Source organism: Xanthomonas sp. LMG 12460, assembly GCF_009192895.1.
Classification (GTDB): Bacteria; Pseudomonadota; Gammaproteobacteria; order Xanthomonadales; family Xanthomonadaceae; genus Xanthomonas_A; species Xanthomonas_A sontii.
Genome location: NZ_NKUH01000008.1, coordinates 1 through 16131 on the forward strand (window position 1 = coordinate 1; position 16131 = coordinate 16131).

Below are 16131 nucleotides of genomic sequence, written 5' to 3' on the forward strand. Positions count from 1 at the left end.
GCCGGCGAGCACGGCAAGGGCTTTGCGGTGGTCGCCGCCGAAGTGCGCAAGCTGGCCGAGCGCAGCCAGGTGGCCGCGCAGGAAATTGGCGAAGTCGCCGCCAACAGCGTCGGCCTGGCCGATCGCGCCGGCAGCCTGCTCGGCACCATCGTGCCCAGCATCAAGAAGACGTCGGATCTGGTGCAGGAGATCGCCTCGGCCTCGCAGGAGCAGTCCTCCGGCGTCACCCAGATCAACCTGGCGGTGTCCCAGCTCAGCCAGACCACACAGCAGAACGCGGCGGCCTCCGAGCAACTGGCGGCGACCGCCGAACAGATGAGCACCCAGGCCGAATCGCTGCAGCAGGCGATGGGATTCTTCCGCCTCAGCCGCGAACAGGACCTGGCCGCGCCGCGCCGTGCCGCGCCGGTGGCGCCGAGGCCGGCCGCCACCCGGCCGCTGCGCAACGCCGGCAAGGCCCTGCGCCCGCGTGCGCGCCCGGTGCCGGCCTACGCGCTGGCGGATGCGCCGGACGAAGGCCAGTTCGTCAACTTCTGAAGGGGAAGAACATGCACAACGATCGCTACGAGAGCGCGGCCGAGCACGCGCCGCAGGGTGGCTGGCAGTTCCTGACCTTTCAGCTGGACCGCGAACTGTTCGGGCTCAACATCGCCGGCATCCACGAGATCATCGAGTACCGTCCGCCCACCCCGGTGCCGACCATGCCGGCCTGCGTGCGCGGGGTGATCAACCTGCGCGGCGCGGTGGTGCCGGTGGTGGACCTGCAGTCGCGGCTCGGCCGCGGGCCCAGCGAGGTCACCCGGCGCAGCTGCATCGTCATCGCCAGCGCCGCCACCGACGAGGGCGGCGGCGCGCAGTCCTTCGGCCTGCTGGTGGATGCGGTCAACGAGGTCCTGGAACTGCCGCCGCAGCAGATCGAGGCGCCGCCGGCCTTCGGCAGCGATATCCGCCGCGACCTGCTGCAGGGCATGGGCAAGCTGGAGGATCGGCTGGTGATCCTGCTGGACCGCGCGCGGCTGCTGCGCAGCGACGACATCGCCGAGGCCGGCGCACCGGCGCTGGCGGCGTGACGTCAGGTAGGCCGTGATCCATGCATCACGGCGGCCTCGCTAGGGTGGCGGCGAACGGGCATCCGCCCCAGCGAGGTGCAGACCATGGCAAAAGACGAGACCACCCAGTCCGGCAAGCAGCAGGGCATCCACGAGGGCCGGCAGGACCGTGCCCAGGACGACACCGCCAAGCAGCGGCCGGGGCTGGAAGACCAGAAGCTGCGCGAGGCGCACGAGCGCGGCCCGCGCTCCGGCCAGGGCGAGGCGGCGCAGGACGGGCACGACTGAGCGATGCGGCGGCGAGGAGCGGAGTGCATCCGCTTCCCGTTCCGCCAGTACGACGGCCAAGGACTGCGTGGCGCGCCAGCGGACGGCGCACCCCGCGCGATCGAGCGCGGCCAAGCCCAAGATCGGCCAACAAAAAAGGCCAGAGAGCCTGGTGGCTGTCTGACCTCGTTTGCACCGTCGAAGACGGCAAGATGGTGGAGCGGAAGGGGATCGAACCCTCGACCTTCGCATTGCGAACGCGACGCTCTCCCAGCTGAGCTACCGCCCCACATCAGACGCCTAGTGTAACTGGGCACGGGGCCGCGTGCCAAGGGGGCAGTGCAACATCGGCAGCGCCGGGGCAGGGGACCGGTCGGGCCGGAAAACGTGTTCGCCTTTTGTCTACAGCGCGCGCATGGAGTCGATATACTCAACGGCCGAAATCCCCCGCGGTGATTTCGTTCCGGACGAAATATACCGTCCGCCTCATACCTTTTTACCTAAAGACAGGTCTTTTACACATGACGGAAGTTCGCAACTTGCAACAGATCGCCGAAGCCAAGGCCAAGCTGCAGGAAGAAATGCGCAAGCTGGAAGAGCAGGAGCGGCAGGCGCGCGAGGGCGAAACCAATGCGGCGCACGCCAATGTGCTGTCGCTGCTGGAGCAGTTCGCCGAGTTCTTCAGCGCCAAGCAGCGCAACGAGATCGCCGCCTACGTGACCAGCGCAGCGCCCAAGCCGGCCAGCAGCAAGTCCGCCGGCGGCCGCAGCGAGGTCAAGCCGAAGTATCAGTTGCCGCATACCGGCGAAACCTGGTCCGGCCGCGGCCGCACCCCGAAGGCGTTCGCCGCCTGGGAAGGCACCGCCGCCTACAACGAATGGAAGGCGCGCCACCCGGATCTGAAGTTCCCGCTCTTCAAGTACTGAGCGAACGAAAAAGGCCAGGAATTCCTGGCCTTTTTTTATGCCCGATCGTTGACCCGATCGCGCTGCGCGGAAGAGGCGGCGCGATCGGCCCGGCCGCGTCCGCTCAGCGCGTGGCCGCCAGCAGCGGCTGCAGCCGCGGTTCCAGTTCGCGCCGGCGCCAGCCCGCCAGCGGCGCCGGCCATTGCGCGCTTTCCAGCAGGGCTTCCAGGTGCTTGCGCGAAGCGAGCAGGCCGTCGGGCAGGCCGAGTTCGGCGCTGCGCGCGGCCACCGCGTCCTGCAGCCGCTTCAGCGCGGCCTTGTTGTCGTCGCTGGCGGCCAGCGCCTGCGGGGCGTCGGCTTCGTCGGCCAGCGGCGTGGTCAGCGCCTGCCACACCGCATCGCTGAGCTTGCGCGGCGCCTTGGGGTGTTTGTCGAACAGCGCCAGCATGGCCGGTTGGTCCTGCGGCGGGAACCGCGCCAGGGTGGCGGCCAGTTCGTTGTCCAGGATCCAGCTGCGCGGTTTGTCGTTGTGCCGGGCCTGCGCGTCGCGCCAGCGCAGCAGGCGCAGCAGGCGCAATTGCGCGGGGCGGTCCATGAACTGCGCCGAGCGCATGCCCAGGTGAGGCCAGCGTTCGCCGTCGTCGTGCTCGACGGTGCCGAGCAGGCGTTCGCCGTCCTCGTGCAGCCAGTCGCCGCGCTCCAGGGTCTGCAACCGCGCCTGCAGGTTGTCGTGCAGCGCGAACAGATGGCGCACGTCGTCGGCGGCGTACTCCAGCTGCGCCGGCGACAGCGGGCGGCGCAGCCAGTCCGAGCGGGTCTCGCCCTTGGCCAGGTGCACGCCGGTGATCTCCAGCACCAGCTTCTGGTAGCCCATGCCGGCGCCGAGCCCGGCCAGGCCGGCGGCGATCTGGGTGTCGAACAGCGGCCGCGGCAGGGTGCCGCAGGCGCACTTGAAGGCGACCAGGTCTTCGCTGGCGCTGTGCATGATCTTGAGGATGTCCGGGTCGCTCAGCCACGGCGCCAGCGCCTGCGGCATGCCCGGGATCAGCGGGTCGATCAGCAGGATTTCGTCGCCTACGACCATCTGCACCAGCGCCAGTTGCGGCCAGTAGGTCCGTTCGCGGACGAATTCGGTATCCAGGCCGATGCGGGCCGGTCGCTGCGCCAGCCGTTCGCTCAGCTCGGCAGGTTGCTTGATCCAGTAAGGCACGTGATTTCCGTTGACTGCAGGGTTTGCTCAGGCAGGCGAGAATAGCCTAACGTCGCTCCGCCGGCCGCACGGCGCGCCGGACGGGATGGCGTCGCAAGGTCCATGGTTCGGAGGGAAAGTGCGCAGCAGCGGCGTTGTGATGGTCTGGAGCATGCTTGCGGCGGCGCTGGTCGGCTGTGCGCGGCAGCCGTCGGCGCCGGCCGCCGAGACCGCGCCTGCGACCGCCGCTGCCACCGCCACCGCTACGGCGCAGTCGGCGCCGGTCAAGCCGGTGCAGGCGCCCAGCGTGACCATCGGCGGCGAGGATGCGGCCGAGACCGTGGCGCGCTGGCAGCCGCCGTTGCCGACCCTGACGCGCAGCGGCCTGCCGCAGGCGCGGCGCCAGGCGGCGCGCGCGCTGGCCGAAGATCGCCTGTTCGAGGATGCGCAGTCGGCGATTCCGCTGTACCTGGCGATCCGCAGCCTGGCGCCGAACGATCGCGTTGCCCAGGACGGCCTGCGCAAGGCGCGGCGGCGCCTGTTGCAACTCGGCGCGCAGGCGCTGGGCGATCCGGATCTTTCCGAACGCACGCTCGAGCAGGCCGCGCGCATCGCGATGGTGGCGCTGTGGCTGGATGCCGATGACCCGGCGGTGCGGCGCCTGCAGCAGCGGGTGGAGACCGCCTCGCGGGTGCTGGCCTACAACCGCGCCGGCGAGGACGACCTGCGCGGCGGCCGCCTGGGCGAGGACGGCAACGGCGCCCTGGCCAATTTCCGTGAGGCGTTGCTGCTGGATGCGGACGATGCGCGCGCGCGGCAGGGCGTGGCGGCGGTGGAAAGCGCGCTGATCCGTCGCGCCGAGACGGCCGCGGCGGCCTCGGATTTCGCCGCCGCCGGCAGTTGGCTGGCGCGCGCGGCGCGGGTGCGCGAGGACGCGCCCACCGTGCACGACGCGCGCGAGCGCGTGGAGCAGGTGCGGGTGGCGCGCATCGCCGCCTTGCGCGATGCCGGCCTGCGCGATCTGGCCACCCCGGCCGGATTGAAGTCGGCGCGCGAGCGCCTGGGCGACGTGCTGCGCATCGCCGATCCCGGCGACCCGGTGGCGGCGATGCTGCGCGAACGCATCGACCTGGCCACCCACTACGGCAGCTTCCGCCCCGGCCAGGTGTTCACCGACGGCATGCACGACGGCGGGCGCGGCCCGCAGATGATCGTGGTGCCGCACGGCGGCTTCCGCATGGGCGCGGCCGAGACCGAACCCGGCGCCTCGCCGGCGGAGATGCCGCAGCACTACGTGCGCTTCGACCGCGGTTTCGCCATGTCGATCACCGAGGTCACCGTGGCCGAGTTCCGCCGTTTCGTGGAGGCGACCAATGCGCGTCCGCGCGCCACCCGCCGCGGCCATTCGACTGTCTACGACGAACGCAGCGGCAACTTCGTGCGCCGCAACGGCGTTGACTGGCAGTCCGATTACCAGGGCGCGCGGGCGGCGCCGAACAGCCCGGTGATGCACGTCAGCGTGCGCGACGCCGAGGCCTATGCGGCCTGGCTGTCGCAGCAGACCGGGCGGCATTACCGGCTGCCCAGCGAGGCCGAGTTCGAATACGCCCTACGCGCCGGCGGCCGCGGCCGCTATCCCTGGGGCAACGCCGGCACGCCGCCGCGCGGCAGCGGCAACTTCACCGGCGGCGGCGACGTCTCGCCCAGCGGGCGGCACTGGCGCAATGCCTTCGTCGGCTACACCGACGGCTTCTGGGGCCCGGCCCCGGTGGCCAGTTTTTCCGCCAACGCCTGGGGCCTGCACGACATGGCCGGCAACCTCAGCGAGTGGGTCGCCGACTGCTGGCACGCCAGCTATCGCCGCGCGCCGGCCGACGGCGCGGCCTGGTACAACCCGGGCTGCCGCTCGCGGGTGGTGCGCGGCGGCAACTGGGCCAATGCGCCGGAGCAGACCCGCGCGGCCTGGCGGCTGATGCAGGATTCGGACAGCACCAGCGCACGCGTCGGCTTCCGCCTGGTGCGCGGCATTTGACGCCGCCGCGCCGGTGCCGGCGCTAGATTGCCTCACCAGTCAGCGAGGGGGAGTGCGATGAACCAAGTCTTCGGCCGCCAGGGCGGCGAACCGGGAGGCGGCCGCCGTGGACCGCTGGGCGGGGTGCGCTGGCTGGTACTCCTGGGGTTTGCCGTGTATGCCGGGTTCTACTGGTTCTCCAACCGCAGCGAGGATCCGTACACCGGCGAACAGGTGCTGATCGACCGCTCGTTGAATGTGGAGGACGAGAAGGCGCTGGGTTTGCAGGCGTACCAGGAGATCCTGGCGCAGGAACATCCGGTCGATCCGCAGTCGCAGGTGGCGCAGCAGGTGCGTGCGATCGCGCAGCGGCTGATCGCCAAGGTCGACGTGGTCGAGGACGCGCTGGCCGCCGAGCACGGCATGCAGGCCAAGCATTACGCGCGCGGCTTCGACTGGGACGTCAACGTGATCGAGTCCGACCAGGCCAATGCGTTCTGCCTCCCCGGCGGCAAGATAGCGGTCTACACCGGGTTGCTGCCGGTGGCCAAGAACGCCGACGCGATGGCGGTGGTGATGGGCCACGAGATCGCGCATGCGCTGCTGCGGCATGGCGCGCAGCGCATGGCCCAGCAGAAGCTGACCCAGATCGGGCAGATGGCCGGCGCCGCCGGCGGCCTGGATCCGCAACAGCAGCAGATGGCGATGGCGGCGATGGGCTATGGCTACCTGCTGCCGTACGCGCGCAGCCACGAGACCCAGGCCGACGAAGTGGGCCTGATGCTGGCCGCGGCGGCCTGTTTCGACCCGCGCGAGGCGGTGCCGCTGTGGGAGCGGATGAGCGCCAGCAGTGGCGGCCAGGCGCCGCCGGAGTTCGCCTCCACCCATCCCAATCCGGGCACCCGCATCCAGAACCTGCAGGCGCTGATGCCCAAGGCGCTGGAGTACCGGCAGCGCTTCTGCGAGTCCGCGCGTGGTGCTCCGCAGTAAGCGCTGCCGTCGCCGCACGCGTTGGCTGCCTTGTCGCTGAACGCGGCGCGCTTATCCACGCTCGCGTGCACGGCGGCGGGCGCATGATGCGCTCCACACCATCGGGAGCACTGCCATGAAACGCCTGCTGCTGTCCTCCCTCGTCGCCACGGCCGTGCTGGCCGGCTGCGCCACCAACCGGCTCAGCGACGACGAGCGTCTGACCCTGTACCGCGCCCACGCCGGTGCGCCGGTGCGCGACTTCCAGTACTTCAACCGGCTCAGTGGCTGGACCGCACTCGGCGACAGCGCGCTGGCGGTGTGGACGCGCCCGAACCAGGCCTATCTGCTGGAATTCGCCGGCACCTGCCAGGACCTGGATTTCGCCCCCAGCATCGCCATCACCCATTTCGGCAGCCAGGTCTCGGCGAAGTTCGACGACGTGCTGGTGCTCGGCGGCGGCCCCGCCGCGATTCGCCTGCCGTGCCGCATCGACAGCATCCGCCCGCTCGACGTCAAGGCGCTGCGAACCTCGGAGAAGGAACTGCGCGAGGCCAAGGTGCAGGAGCGGGCGCAGCAGGCGCCTGGGAGCTGACGCAGTGCCGGGATTCGGGATTCGCGAGGCGGTGCGCGCGGTGGTGCGGCTAGTGTGATGTCGCGCTGTCGCTTGCTGGTGCAGCCTGTTGCGTCAGGTGCACTGCAAGGTGCTGTGCGGCACGCCCTTATGGCCCCGGGGCGCACGCTTCAGCCGCGACGGGTATTACCGGTAAGGCCGTGTCGCGGCTGAAGCCGCTCCTGGAGATCGGGTGAGGTGCGACGAACGCAGGCGCTTGGCGGTGTCTGAGCGTCGGTGCGTGCGCGTGACGCGACGACGCGGTGGTGCTCAGGAGGCCTGGTCGGGCGCCACGTAGCCGTCGGGCTTGTCGGCGCCGCCCTGGAACAGGAACTTCTCCAGTTCCGCTTCCAGGAACGCGCGGTGCTTGGGATCGCGCGGCGACAGCCGGTTCTCGTTGATCAGCATGGTCTGGTGCGCCAGCCAGGCCTGCCAGCCGGCCTTGCCGATGTGCGCGAACACACGCTTGCCGAGCTCGCCGGGATAGGGCACGTAATCGAGCCCTTCGGCGTCGCGTTGCTGGTACTGGCAGAAGACGGTGCGGGACATGGCAATTCCTGGCGGTGCGTGCGGCGGCGCGCGCTGGCGCGCTAGAGGCCGTCGAGCAGTTTGCGGATCGGTGCGGGCAGGCCCAGCGTCGACAGGTCGGCGCGCGCCACCCAGCGCAGGTCGTCATTGTCGCCCAGCGCATCGCCCATGGCGACCTTGCGCAGGCGCAGTGGCTGCAGATGCAGGCGGTAATGGCTGAAGGTGTGCACGATCGGCGGCAGCGCTTCGGCGTCGTCGTAGGCGCGCCCGCGCATCCAGCGCGCGTACCAGGCGCGCAGCTCGCTGTCGGTGTCGGCCTGCGGCAGGGTCCACAGCGAGGCCCAGATGCCGGTCGGCGGCCGCCGCTGCAGCAGCAATTCGCCGGCGGCGTTCTCCAGCAGCAGCGCCAGCGCCTCGCGCTCGGGCAGGGTCTTGCCCGGCTTGGGCGTGGGCAGCGCCTCGACCAGGCCGTCGCGGCGCGCCACGCAGTCGTCCTGCAGCGGGCACAGCACGCAGGCCGGGTTGGCGCGGGTGCACAGGGTGGCGCCGAAATCCATCTGCGCCTGGGTGTAGTCGGCCATGCGCCCGTCCGGCACGGCGGCCACGTGGTCGTGCGCGAGCGCCCACAGCGGCTTTTCCACCGCCGGCAGGCCGGGATAGCCGGCGATGCCGTGATAGCGGGTCAGCACGCGCTTGACGTTGCCGTCGAGGATCGGGAAACGGTCGTTCCAGGCCTGGCTGAGGATCGCGCCGGCGGTGCTGCGGCCGATGCCGGGCAGCGCGTGCAGGGCCTCGAAATCGCGCGGCAGCTCGCCGCCGTGCAGTTCCACGCAGCGCTTGGCGGCGGCATGCAGGTTGCGCGCACGGGCGTAGTAGCCGAGCCCGGCCCATTGCGCCATCACCGCGTCGTTGTCGGCGGCGGCCAGGTCGGGCAGGGTCGGGAAGTGCTGCAGGAAGCGCAGGAAATAGGGGATGACCACCGCCACCTGGGTCTGCTGCAGCATGATCTCCGACAGCCACACCCGGTACGGACTGCGCGGATGCTGCCAGGGCAGGTCATGGCGTCCGTGGCGGTCGAACCAGGCGAGCAGGCGGGTAGGGAAGGTGTCAGAGGGCTGGCGCATGCTGGCATCTGAGTTCCTTCTCCCCTCGGGAGAAGGTGCCCCGAAGGGGCGGATGAGGGTACGGGCGAAGCCTGGTGCGGTTTGGGTAGTGCGCATGCCGGCATGGCGGGCTCCGCCGCACCCTCACCCCAACCCCCGCTCCGCGCCCCGGCCCGCGCTGGCGGCGCGGGCGCTCCAGGGCACGCGCGCCAGTGGCGCGCAAGCCGTGCCCAGTCGCCCCAGTGGGAGAGGGGCTCAGGATCAGGCACCCAAGGCGTCGGGCAGCAACGCGTCGACGAAGGCTTCGGCGTCGAACACGCGCAGGTCTTCGGGGCGCTCGCCGATGCCGGCGAAGCGGATCGGGATGCCGAATTCGCGGGCCAGGGCGAACACCACGCCGCCCTTGGCGGTGCCGTCGAGCTTGGTCACCACCAGACCGGTGACGCCGACCGCGGCGTGGAACTGGCGCAGCTGCGACAGCGCGTTCTGGCCGGTGGTGCCGTCGATGACCATCAGCACCTCGTGCGGCGCGCTGGGATCGAGCTTGCCGAGCACGCGGCGGATCTTGCCCAGTTCGTTCATCAGCCCGGTCTGGGTGTGCAGGCGGCCGGCGGTGTCGGCGATCAGCACCTCGGTGCCGCGCGCCTTGCCGGCCTGCAGCGCATCGAAGGCCACCGAGGCGGCGTCGGCGTTCTGGCCCTGCGCGATCACGCTCACGCCGTTGCGCTCGCCCCAGGCCTGCAGCTGCGCCACCGCGGCGGCGCGGAAGGTGTCGCCGGCGGCCAGCATCAGGCTGTGGCCCTCGTCCTTGAAGCGCTTGGCCAGCTTGCCGATGGTGGTGGTCTTGCCGACGCCGTTGACGCCGACGGTGAGCACCACGAAGGGCTTGGCGTTGCGGTCGATCTGCAGCGGCCTGGCCACCGGCTGCAGGATCGCCAGCAGGTCGGCGCGCAGCGCCTGCTGCAGCGCCCTGGCGTCGGCGAACTCGCGCGCCTTCATGCGCTTGCGCAGGCTCTCGATCAGCGCGGTGGTGGCGGGGATGCCGACGTCGGCGGTGATCAGCGCGGTCTCGATCTCGTCGAGCAGGTCGTCGTCGAGCTTGGGATTGCGCGAGAACAGACTGCCGACGCTGCGCGCGAAGCTGCTGTTGCGCAGCCGCTCGCGCCAGCCGGGCTTGCCGGCCGGCGCAGCGGGCAGCGCGTCGCTGCGGACCAGGTCGGCGTCGGCGGCAGGCACGGACACCGCGACGGGCGGCTGGGCGGGGGCGGGCGTCGGCTGCGGCACGCTCGGCACCGGCGCGGCGGCCGGCGCCGGCACATAGGCCTGCGGCGGCGTGGGCGCTGCGGGCGGCAGCGGCGTCGATTGCGGCTGCGGGACCGCGACCGGGGCCGGCGCCTGTACGGCGTGTTCGGCGTGTTCGGCGACCGGCGCGGGCGTCGGTTCCGGGGTGGCGGCGGGTGCGGGAGCGGTAGGCGCTGCCTCAGCGATGGGCGGCGCCGACGGCGCAGGCGCAGCGGGTTCGGCGCTTGCCGGCTTGGGGAAGGCGGCGGCCAGTTCCTCGATGCTGTAGCGCTGCGTGCGGCTCTCGCCGGCGTTGTCCTGGGGCTTGTTGCGGCGGAATAGGCTGACCATGGATGACGCGTGGACCGGAAACGAAGAATGCTACCACTTGCGACCTGAGCGGCCGGTGCAGCGGGGGCTGGCTGGGATGGTCGGCAAAGTGGAATTCGTGCCTCACGACCGTGTGTGCGTGCATTGGCGCGGCGCTTGTCCCAATTGGCGGGCTAGCTGCAACCGTGGTGTTCAAAGTGAAGTGCGGTCGCAGGGTGGAGGTGCAGACATGTCATGGCATTTCAATGCGATCGGCTGTGCCGGACCCTCACCCCAACCCCTCTCCCGGAGGGAGAGGGGCTTTAGCATCCTCTCTCCTTGCGGGAGAGGCTGCCCCGAGGGGCTGAAGCTGCTTCTATAGCCGCATCCGCATCCGCATCCGCATCTGCAGTGCAGCCATCCCAACGCCCGCATTCAGCAACCAATCCCGATTCCCCAATCCCCATTCCCGGCTTTTCACAGCTTGCCCTTCATCGACCGGTAGTCGCGCGGGGTCATGCCCACGGTGGCCTTGAACTGGCGGGCGAAGGCGCTCTGGTCGGCGAAGCCGCACAACTGGCCGATGCTGGCGATGCTGTCGTCGCCGTGCAGCAGGCGCATCGCCGCTTCGATGCGCATCTTGGTCAGCAGTTGCTGCGGAGTCAGCTGGAACACGCGGCGGAAGTGTCGCTCCAGTTGCGCCACCGACAGCTCGGCCAGGTCGGCCAGGGTCTGCACGCGCAGGTTGTCGCCGTAGTGCGCCTGCATGTGTTCCATGGCGCGGCTGATGCGCTCGTAGGCGGAATGGCGGTTGTCCGGCTGGCCCAGGTCGCGGGAGATGCCGACCACGCCGATCACCTCCTCGCCCTCGCACAGCGGGCGCTTGAAGGTCAGGCACCAGCCGGGGGTGCGATTCGGGAACAAGTGCACTTCCAACTGGTTCTCGATCACCTCGCCGCACAGCACGCGCCGGTCCTGCATCAGGTAGCTGCCGCCCAGCGGCAGCGGGAACACGTCCGCAGCCGACTTGCCGATCAGGTCGGCGCGGTATTTCTTGCCCAGCCGCCGCACCAGGGTCAGGTTGACGTGGGTGTAGCGGCCGTCGCGGTCCTTCACGAAGAACACCACGTCCGGCAGGGCGTCGAACAGCGTCTGCAGTTCCAGTGCCGAAATCAGAGTGTCCATGGCGTTCACCTGCGGAAGTGGGCGGCGGTGCGGGCGCGCCGCCGCGCGTCCCCCGAATGCCGATGCTAGCCTAAGTCGGCGCCCTGGGGCGTCGCCGGGTTGTGCGAACTTCCGCATTGGCGACAGGCAAACGCTGCTAGCCGGCGGCGGTGCCGAATGTGAGCATGGCTCCATGCATACACTCGATGTCATCGACTCGCACAGCGCCGGCGAACCGACCCGTGTCGTCGTCTCCGGCTTCCCCGATCTGGGAACCGGTTCCCTGGCCGAGCGCCGGGAGCTGTTCCGCACGCGCTTCGACGCCTGGCGTAGCGCCATCGCCTGCGAACCGCGCGGCTCGGACACCATGGTCGGCGCGCTGCTGCTGCCGCCGGTGGCCGCCGATGCCTGCGCGGCGGTGATCTTCTTCAACAACGTCGGCTACCTGGGCATGTGCGGCCACGGCACCATCGGCCTGGTGCGCACGCTGGCCGAGCTGGGCCGGCTGAGTGCGGGCACGCACCGCATCGAGACGCCGGTGGGCACGGTCGGCGTGGAACTGCACGCCGACGGCCGCGTCTCGGTCGACAACGTCGAGAGCTACCGCCATGCCACCGGCGTCGAAGTGCAGGTGCCCGAGTACGGGCGCGTGCGCGGCGACGTCGCCTGGGGCGGCAACTGGTTCTTCATCACCGAACAGACGCCGTGCGCGCTGGAACTGCGCCACCAGCGCGCGCTGACCGCTTACACCGAGGCGGTGCGGCTGGCGCTGGAGGCGGCGGGCATCCGCGGCGCCGACGGCGGCGAGATCGACCACATCGAGATCAACGGGCCGGCGCCGGACGCCAGCGCCGATGCGCGCAACTTCGTGCTGTGCCCGGGCCTGGCCTACGACCGGTCGCCCTGCGGCACCGGCACCAGCGCCAAGCTGGCGTGCCTGGCCGCCGACGGCAAGCTGGCGCCGGGCCAGGTGTGGCGGCAGCAGGGCATCCTCGGCAGCGTGTTCGAGGGCAGCTACACGGCCGGTGCGCGCGGGGTACTGCCGCGCATCACCGGGCAGGCCTACATCACTGCGCGCGCGCAGTTGTCGATCGATCCGCAGGATCCGTTCGCCTGGGGCATCGGCGCCGCATGAGCGGTTTCGACCTGATCGTCGTCGGCGCCGGCATCGTCGGCGCGGCCTGCGCCGATGCGGCGGCGGCCGCCGGCCTGCGCGTGGCGATCGTCGAGTCGGGCAGTATCGGCGGCGGTTCCACCGCCGCGGCGATGGGGCACCTGGTGGCGATGGACGACGATCCGGCGGAACTGGCGCTGTCGGCGTACTCGCTGCGTTTGTGGGAAGAATTCGCGCCGCTGCCGGAGGCCGAGTTCAGCCGCTGCGGCACGCTGTGGGTGGCGCGCGAGGCGCGCGAACTGGAGGCGATTCCGGCCAAGATCCAGCGGCTGGCCGCGGCCGGCGTGCACGCCGAAGCGCTCGATGCGCAGCGCTTGTACCAACTGGAGCCGGCGCTGGTGCCGGGCCTGGCCGGCGGCATGCGCGTGGCCGCCGAGGCGGTGGTGTATCCGCCGCGGATGGCGCGCTACCTGGTCGAGCGTGCCTGCGCCGCCGGTGCGCAGCTGTACGCCGGGCGTCGCGCCACTGCGCTGGCCGATGCCGGCGTGCGTCTGGACGACGGCAGCGCGCTGCATGGCCCGGTGCTGGTCGCCACCGGCTGCGCCGTGCCGGAGCTGTTGCCGGAACTGCCGATGCGCGCGCGCAAAGGGCAACTGGTGATCACCGACCGCTATCCGGGCTTCGTCGCCCATCAATTGCTGGAACTGGGCTACGCCGACAGCGCGCACGGCAGCGACGGCAGCAGCGTGGCGTTCAACGTGCAGCCGCGGCCGACCGGGCAGATCCTGATCGGCTCCTCGCGCGAATTCGATGCGACCGACCGCACGGTGTCGATGCCGATGCTGCAGCGGATGCTGGAGCGCGCCTTCGCGTTCCTGCCGGGCCTGCGGCAACTGCAGGCGATCCGGGTGTGGACCGGCCTGCGTCCGGCCACGCCGGACGGACGCCCGTACCTGGGCGCGGTGCCGGAGCGGCGCGACGTGTGGGTCGCGGCCGGCCACGAGGGCCTGGGCGTGACGACGGCGCTGGGCAGTGCGCGCCTGCTGCTGGACCAGTTGCTGCAGCGGCCCACGGCCATCGACGCGGCGCCGTACGCGCCGGGGCGGGCGCTGGCATGAGCGCGCGCATGTTGCGCCTGCAGGTCGACGGCCGCGATGTCGAAGTGCCTGATGGCAGCAGCGTGGCCGCGGCGGTGGCGCAGGTGGCCACGCATTTCCGCCGCTCGCGCAGCGGCCAGCCGCGCGCGCCGCTGTGCGGCATGGGCGTGTGCGCCGAGTGCCGGGTGCGCATCGACCGCGTCGGCCAGTTGCGCGCCTGCATCACCCCGGCGCGCGACGGCATGCAGGTGTGGACCGATGGCTGAGCCGCGCACCCACTTCGAGGTCTTGGTGATCGGCGCCGGGCCGGCCGGGCTGGCGGCGGCGCTGGCCGCGGCCGGGCATGGCCGCCGCGTCGGCCTGGTCGATCTGCAGGCGCGTGCCGGCGGGCAGATCTGGCGCCACGACGTGGCCCAGGCGCCGCCGCGCCTGGCCGCGCGCACCCTGGCGCAACTGGCGGCCAGCGCCGTGACGTTTCTGCCGCAGACCCAGGTGCTGCTGGCGCAGGACCGGCAACTGCTCACCGATGGACCCGATGGCCCGCGCTGGCTGGGCTACGACGCGCTGGTGCTGGCCACCGGCGCGCGCGAGTTGCTGTTGCCGTTCCCGGGCTGGACCCTGCCCGGGGTGACCGGTGCAGGTGGCGCGCAGGCGCTGGCCAAGCAGGGCTGGCCGCTGCGCGGGCGGCGCGTGCTGGTCGCCGGCAGCGGGCCGCTGCTGCTGGCCTCGGCGGCGACGCTGCATCGCCACGGCGCGCAGGTGCTGGGCATCGTCGAACAGGCGCCGTGGCGCGCGCTGGCCGCGTTCGCCGCGCAGCTGCCGCTGCGTTGGCCGGACAAGGCGCTGCAGGCGCTGGCGCTGCGCACGCAACTGGCCGGGGTCGGCTACCACGCCGGCAGCGTGGTGCTGGCCGCGTACGGCGAGGGCCGCGTGCAAGAGGCGGAGATCGACGGCCCGCGCGGCCGCCGCCGTCTCGCCTGCGATCAACTGTCGGTGGGCTACGGCCTGGTGCCGAACGTGGAATTGGCGCAACTGCTGGGCTGCCGGCTGGGCCGCAGCGGCGCGCATCCGTGCGTGGCGGTGGATGCGCAACTGCGCACCAGCGTCGACGGCGTGTACGCCGCGGGCGAGGCGCTGGGCATCGGCGGGCGCGATTGCGCGCGGGTGGAAGGCGCCATCGCCGGCCATCTGGCCGCCGGCCAGGACGCCGCTGCGCAGGCGCTGCAGCCGCAGCGGCGCCGCGCGCGCGCCTTTGCTGAACTGCTGCAGCGGCAGTTCGCGCTGGACCCGCGCATCCACGCGCTGGCCGCGCCGGACACGCTGGTGTGCCGCTGCGAAGACGTGCCGCTGTCCGCGCTGCAGGGCCATGCCGACCTGCGCGACGCCAAGCTGGCCTCGCGCTGCGGCATGGGCGCCTGCCAAGGTCGCATTTGCGGCAGCGCGCTGACCGAGCTGGGGCTGGCCGCGCGCGCCGCCGATTTCTCCGACGACGGCCGCCGGCCGCCGCTGTTCCCGGCGCGGCTGGACGCGCTGGCCCATCCCTGTCCGGACCCCGGTCCGCACACCGCTTGCGCCGCGCCGTCGCGCGCGGCATCCCTTCGCAACTCTCCACAAGGTGTACATCCATGAGCAAGGCTTCCTTCTGGTACGGCGTGCTGCCGGCCATCACCACCCCCTTCAACGCCGACGGCAGCATCGACCACGCGTTCCTGGCCAAGCATGCGCAGCTGATGATCGACGCCGGCTGCACTGCGATCGTGCCGCTGGGCTCGCTGGGCGAGGCGGCTACGCTGAGCTTCGACGACAAGCTGGCGATCCTGAAGACCCTGGTGCAGGCGGTCGACGGCCGCATCCCGGTGGTGCCGGGCATCGCCGCGCTGTCCACCGACGAGGCCGTGCGCCTGGCGCAGGCGGCCAAGCAGGTCGGCTGCGGTGGCCTCATGGTGCTGCCGCCGTATGTGTATTCCACCGACTGGCGCGAAATGGGCGCGCACATGCGCGCGGTGATCGCCGCCACCGACCTGCCGGCGATCCTGTACAACAACCCGATCGCCTACAAGACCGATTTCAGCCCGGCGCAGATCGCCGAGCTGGCCGCCGAATTCCCGAACCTGCAGGCGGTCAAGGAATCCTCCGGCGACGTGCGCCGCTTCGCCGCGCTGGGCGAGCTGCTCGGCGACCGCCTGGTGCTGCTGGTGGGCATGGACGATGCGATCGTCGAAGGCCTGAGCATGGGCGCCAAGGGCTGGATCGCCGGCCTGGTCAACGCCTACCCGAAGGAGTCGGTGAAGCTGTTCGAGCTGGCCCGCGACGGCGGCTACCCGGCGGCCAAGGCGCTATACGACTGGTTCCTGCCGCTGCTGCGCCTGGACACCGTGCCCAAGTTCGTGCAGCTGATCAAGCTGGTGCAGGAGAAGGTCGGCCTGGGCAGCGAGCGCGTGCGCGCGCCGCGGCTGGTGCTGGAAGGCGCCGAGCGCGAGGCCGCGCTGAAGGTCATCGACCACGCCATCGCCACCCACCCTGGGCACTGAG

The 16131-nt window shown here is 71.4% G+C and carries 17 protein-coding genes and 1 tRNA gene; 12 read left to right on the forward strand and 6 right to left on the reverse strand.

What is annotated here, in order from left to right:
• From CEK66_RS01785 to CEK66_RS01795, 3 genes are all read left to right on the forward strand, one after another.
• A partial coding sequence (locus tag CEK66_RS01785; protein ID WP_226978464.1) for a methyl-accepting chemotaxis protein occupies positions 1 to 537 on the forward strand: 537 nt, incomplete at its 5' end.
• A gap of 11 nt (positions 538 to 548) precedes the next feature.
• Positions 549 to 1070, forward strand: coding sequence for a chemotaxis protein CheW (locus tag CEK66_RS01790; RefSeq protein ID WP_017907720.1), 522 nt, complete (start codon positions 549 to 551; stop codon positions 1068 to 1070).
• Between the two features lie 84 nt (positions 1071 to 1154).
• Complete coding sequence (locus tag CEK66_RS01795) at positions 1155 to 1337, forward strand: hypothetical protein (RefSeq protein ID WP_043092554.1); 183 nt, start codon at positions 1155 to 1157, stop codon at positions 1335 to 1337.
• 192 nt (positions 1338 to 1529) lie between these two features.
• Here the strand turns inward: CEK66_RS01795 and CEK66_RS01800 are convergent.
• Positions 1530 to 1605: transfer RNA gene (locus tag CEK66_RS01800), tRNA-Ala, on the reverse strand.
• Between the two features lie 232 nt (positions 1606 to 1837).
• Between CEK66_RS01800 and CEK66_RS01805 the strand changes: the two genes are divergently transcribed.
• Positions 1838 to 2242, forward strand: a complete 405-nt coding sequence (locus CEK66_RS01805; RefSeq protein WP_010344215.1) for an H-NS family nucleoid-associated regulatory protein — start codon at positions 1838 to 1840, stop codon at positions 2240 to 2242.
• A gap of 103 nt (positions 2243 to 2345) precedes the next feature.
• Here CEK66_RS01805 and rnd read toward each other — a convergent pair whose 3' ends face one another.
• Entirely contained in the window at positions 2346 to 3431 is a 1086-nt protein-coding gene (rnd, locus tag CEK66_RS01810) for a ribonuclease D (RefSeq protein ID WP_152235758.1), read from the reverse strand.
• 151 nt (positions 3432 to 3582) lie between these two features.
• On the opposite strand from rnd, the gene CEK66_RS01815 reads away from it, so the two are divergent.
• From CEK66_RS01815 to CEK66_RS01825, 3 genes are all read left to right on the forward strand, one after another.
• Positions 3583 to 5442, forward strand: a complete 1860-nt coding sequence (locus CEK66_RS01815; protein WP_152235786.1) for a formylglycine-generating enzyme family protein — start codon at positions 3583 to 3585, stop codon at positions 5440 to 5442.
• A 57-nt stretch (positions 5443 to 5499) separates the two neighbouring features.
• On the forward strand, positions 5500 to 6411 hold the full coding sequence (locus tag CEK66_RS01820) for a M48 family metallopeptidase (protein WP_152235759.1): 912 nt from the start codon (positions 5500 to 5502) through the stop codon (positions 6409 to 6411).
• 115 nt (positions 6412 to 6526) lie between these two features.
• Positions 6527 to 6985 (forward strand): DUF6491 family protein, encoded by a 459-nt coding sequence (locus CEK66_RS01825; RefSeq protein WP_017909671.1) that lies wholly within the window; start codon positions 6527 to 6529, stop codon positions 6983 to 6985.
• 288 nt (positions 6986 to 7273) lie between these two features.
• Here the strand turns inward: CEK66_RS01825 and CEK66_RS01830 are convergent, their stop codons facing one another.
• The 4 genes from CEK66_RS01830 to CEK66_RS01845 form a co-directional block, all read right to left on the reverse strand.
• Positions 7274 to 7552, reverse strand: coding sequence for an oxidative damage protection protein (locus tag CEK66_RS01830; protein WP_017912227.1), 279 nt, complete (start codon positions 7550 to 7552; stop codon positions 7274 to 7276).
• A gap of 41 nt (positions 7553 to 7593) precedes the next feature.
• Positions 7594 to 8655, reverse strand: coding sequence for an A/G-specific adenine glycosylase (mutY, locus tag CEK66_RS01835; RefSeq protein ID WP_152235760.1), 1062 nt, complete (start codon positions 8653 to 8655; stop codon positions 7594 to 7596).
• 240 nt (positions 8656 to 8895) lie between these two features.
• Positions 8896 to 10266, reverse strand: coding sequence for a signal recognition particle-docking protein FtsY (ftsY, locus tag CEK66_RS01840; RefSeq protein WP_152235761.1), 1371 nt, complete (start codon positions 10264 to 10266; stop codon positions 8896 to 8898).
• A 435-nt stretch (positions 10267 to 10701) separates the two neighbouring features.
• Positions 10702 to 11409, reverse strand: a complete 708-nt coding sequence (locus CEK66_RS01845) for an AraC family transcriptional regulator (RefSeq protein ID WP_152235762.1) — start codon at positions 11407 to 11409, stop codon at positions 10702 to 10704.
• 172 nt (positions 11410 to 11581) lie between these two features.
• Between CEK66_RS01845 and CEK66_RS01850 the strand changes: the two genes are divergently transcribed.
• The 5 genes from CEK66_RS01850 to CEK66_RS01870 are packed head-to-tail and all read left to right on the forward strand — an operon-like array spanning position 11582 to position 16130.
• Positions 11582 to 12523, forward strand: coding sequence for a 4-hydroxyproline epimerase (locus CEK66_RS01850; RefSeq protein WP_017911045.1), 942 nt, complete (start codon positions 11582 to 11584; stop codon positions 12521 to 12523).
• Complete coding sequence (locus CEK66_RS01855) at positions 12520 to 13620, forward strand: FAD-dependent oxidoreductase (protein WP_152235763.1); 1101 nt, start codon at positions 12520 to 12522, stop codon at positions 13618 to 13620. The genes CEK66_RS01850 and CEK66_RS01855 overlap by 4 nt, the downstream gene beginning before the upstream one ends.
• Positions 13617 to 13865, forward strand: a complete 249-nt coding sequence (locus tag CEK66_RS01860; RefSeq protein WP_170268107.1) for a (2Fe-2S)-binding protein — start codon at positions 13617 to 13619, stop codon at positions 13863 to 13865. The genes CEK66_RS01855 and CEK66_RS01860 overlap by 4 nt, the downstream gene beginning before the upstream one ends.
• On the forward strand, positions 13858 to 15228 hold the full coding sequence (locus CEK66_RS01865) for an FAD/NAD(P)-binding oxidoreductase (protein ID WP_152235764.1): 1371 nt from the start codon (positions 13858 to 13860) through the stop codon (positions 15226 to 15228). The genes CEK66_RS01860 and CEK66_RS01865 overlap by 8 nt, the downstream gene beginning before the upstream one ends.
• Positions 15225 to 16130 (forward strand): dihydrodipicolinate synthase family protein, encoded by a 906-nt coding sequence (locus CEK66_RS01870; protein WP_017909351.1) that lies wholly within the window; start codon positions 15225 to 15227, stop codon positions 16128 to 16130. Before CEK66_RS01865 ends, CEK66_RS01870 begins: the two co-directional genes overlap by 4 nt.
• Position 16131: the final 1 nt, after the last annotated feature.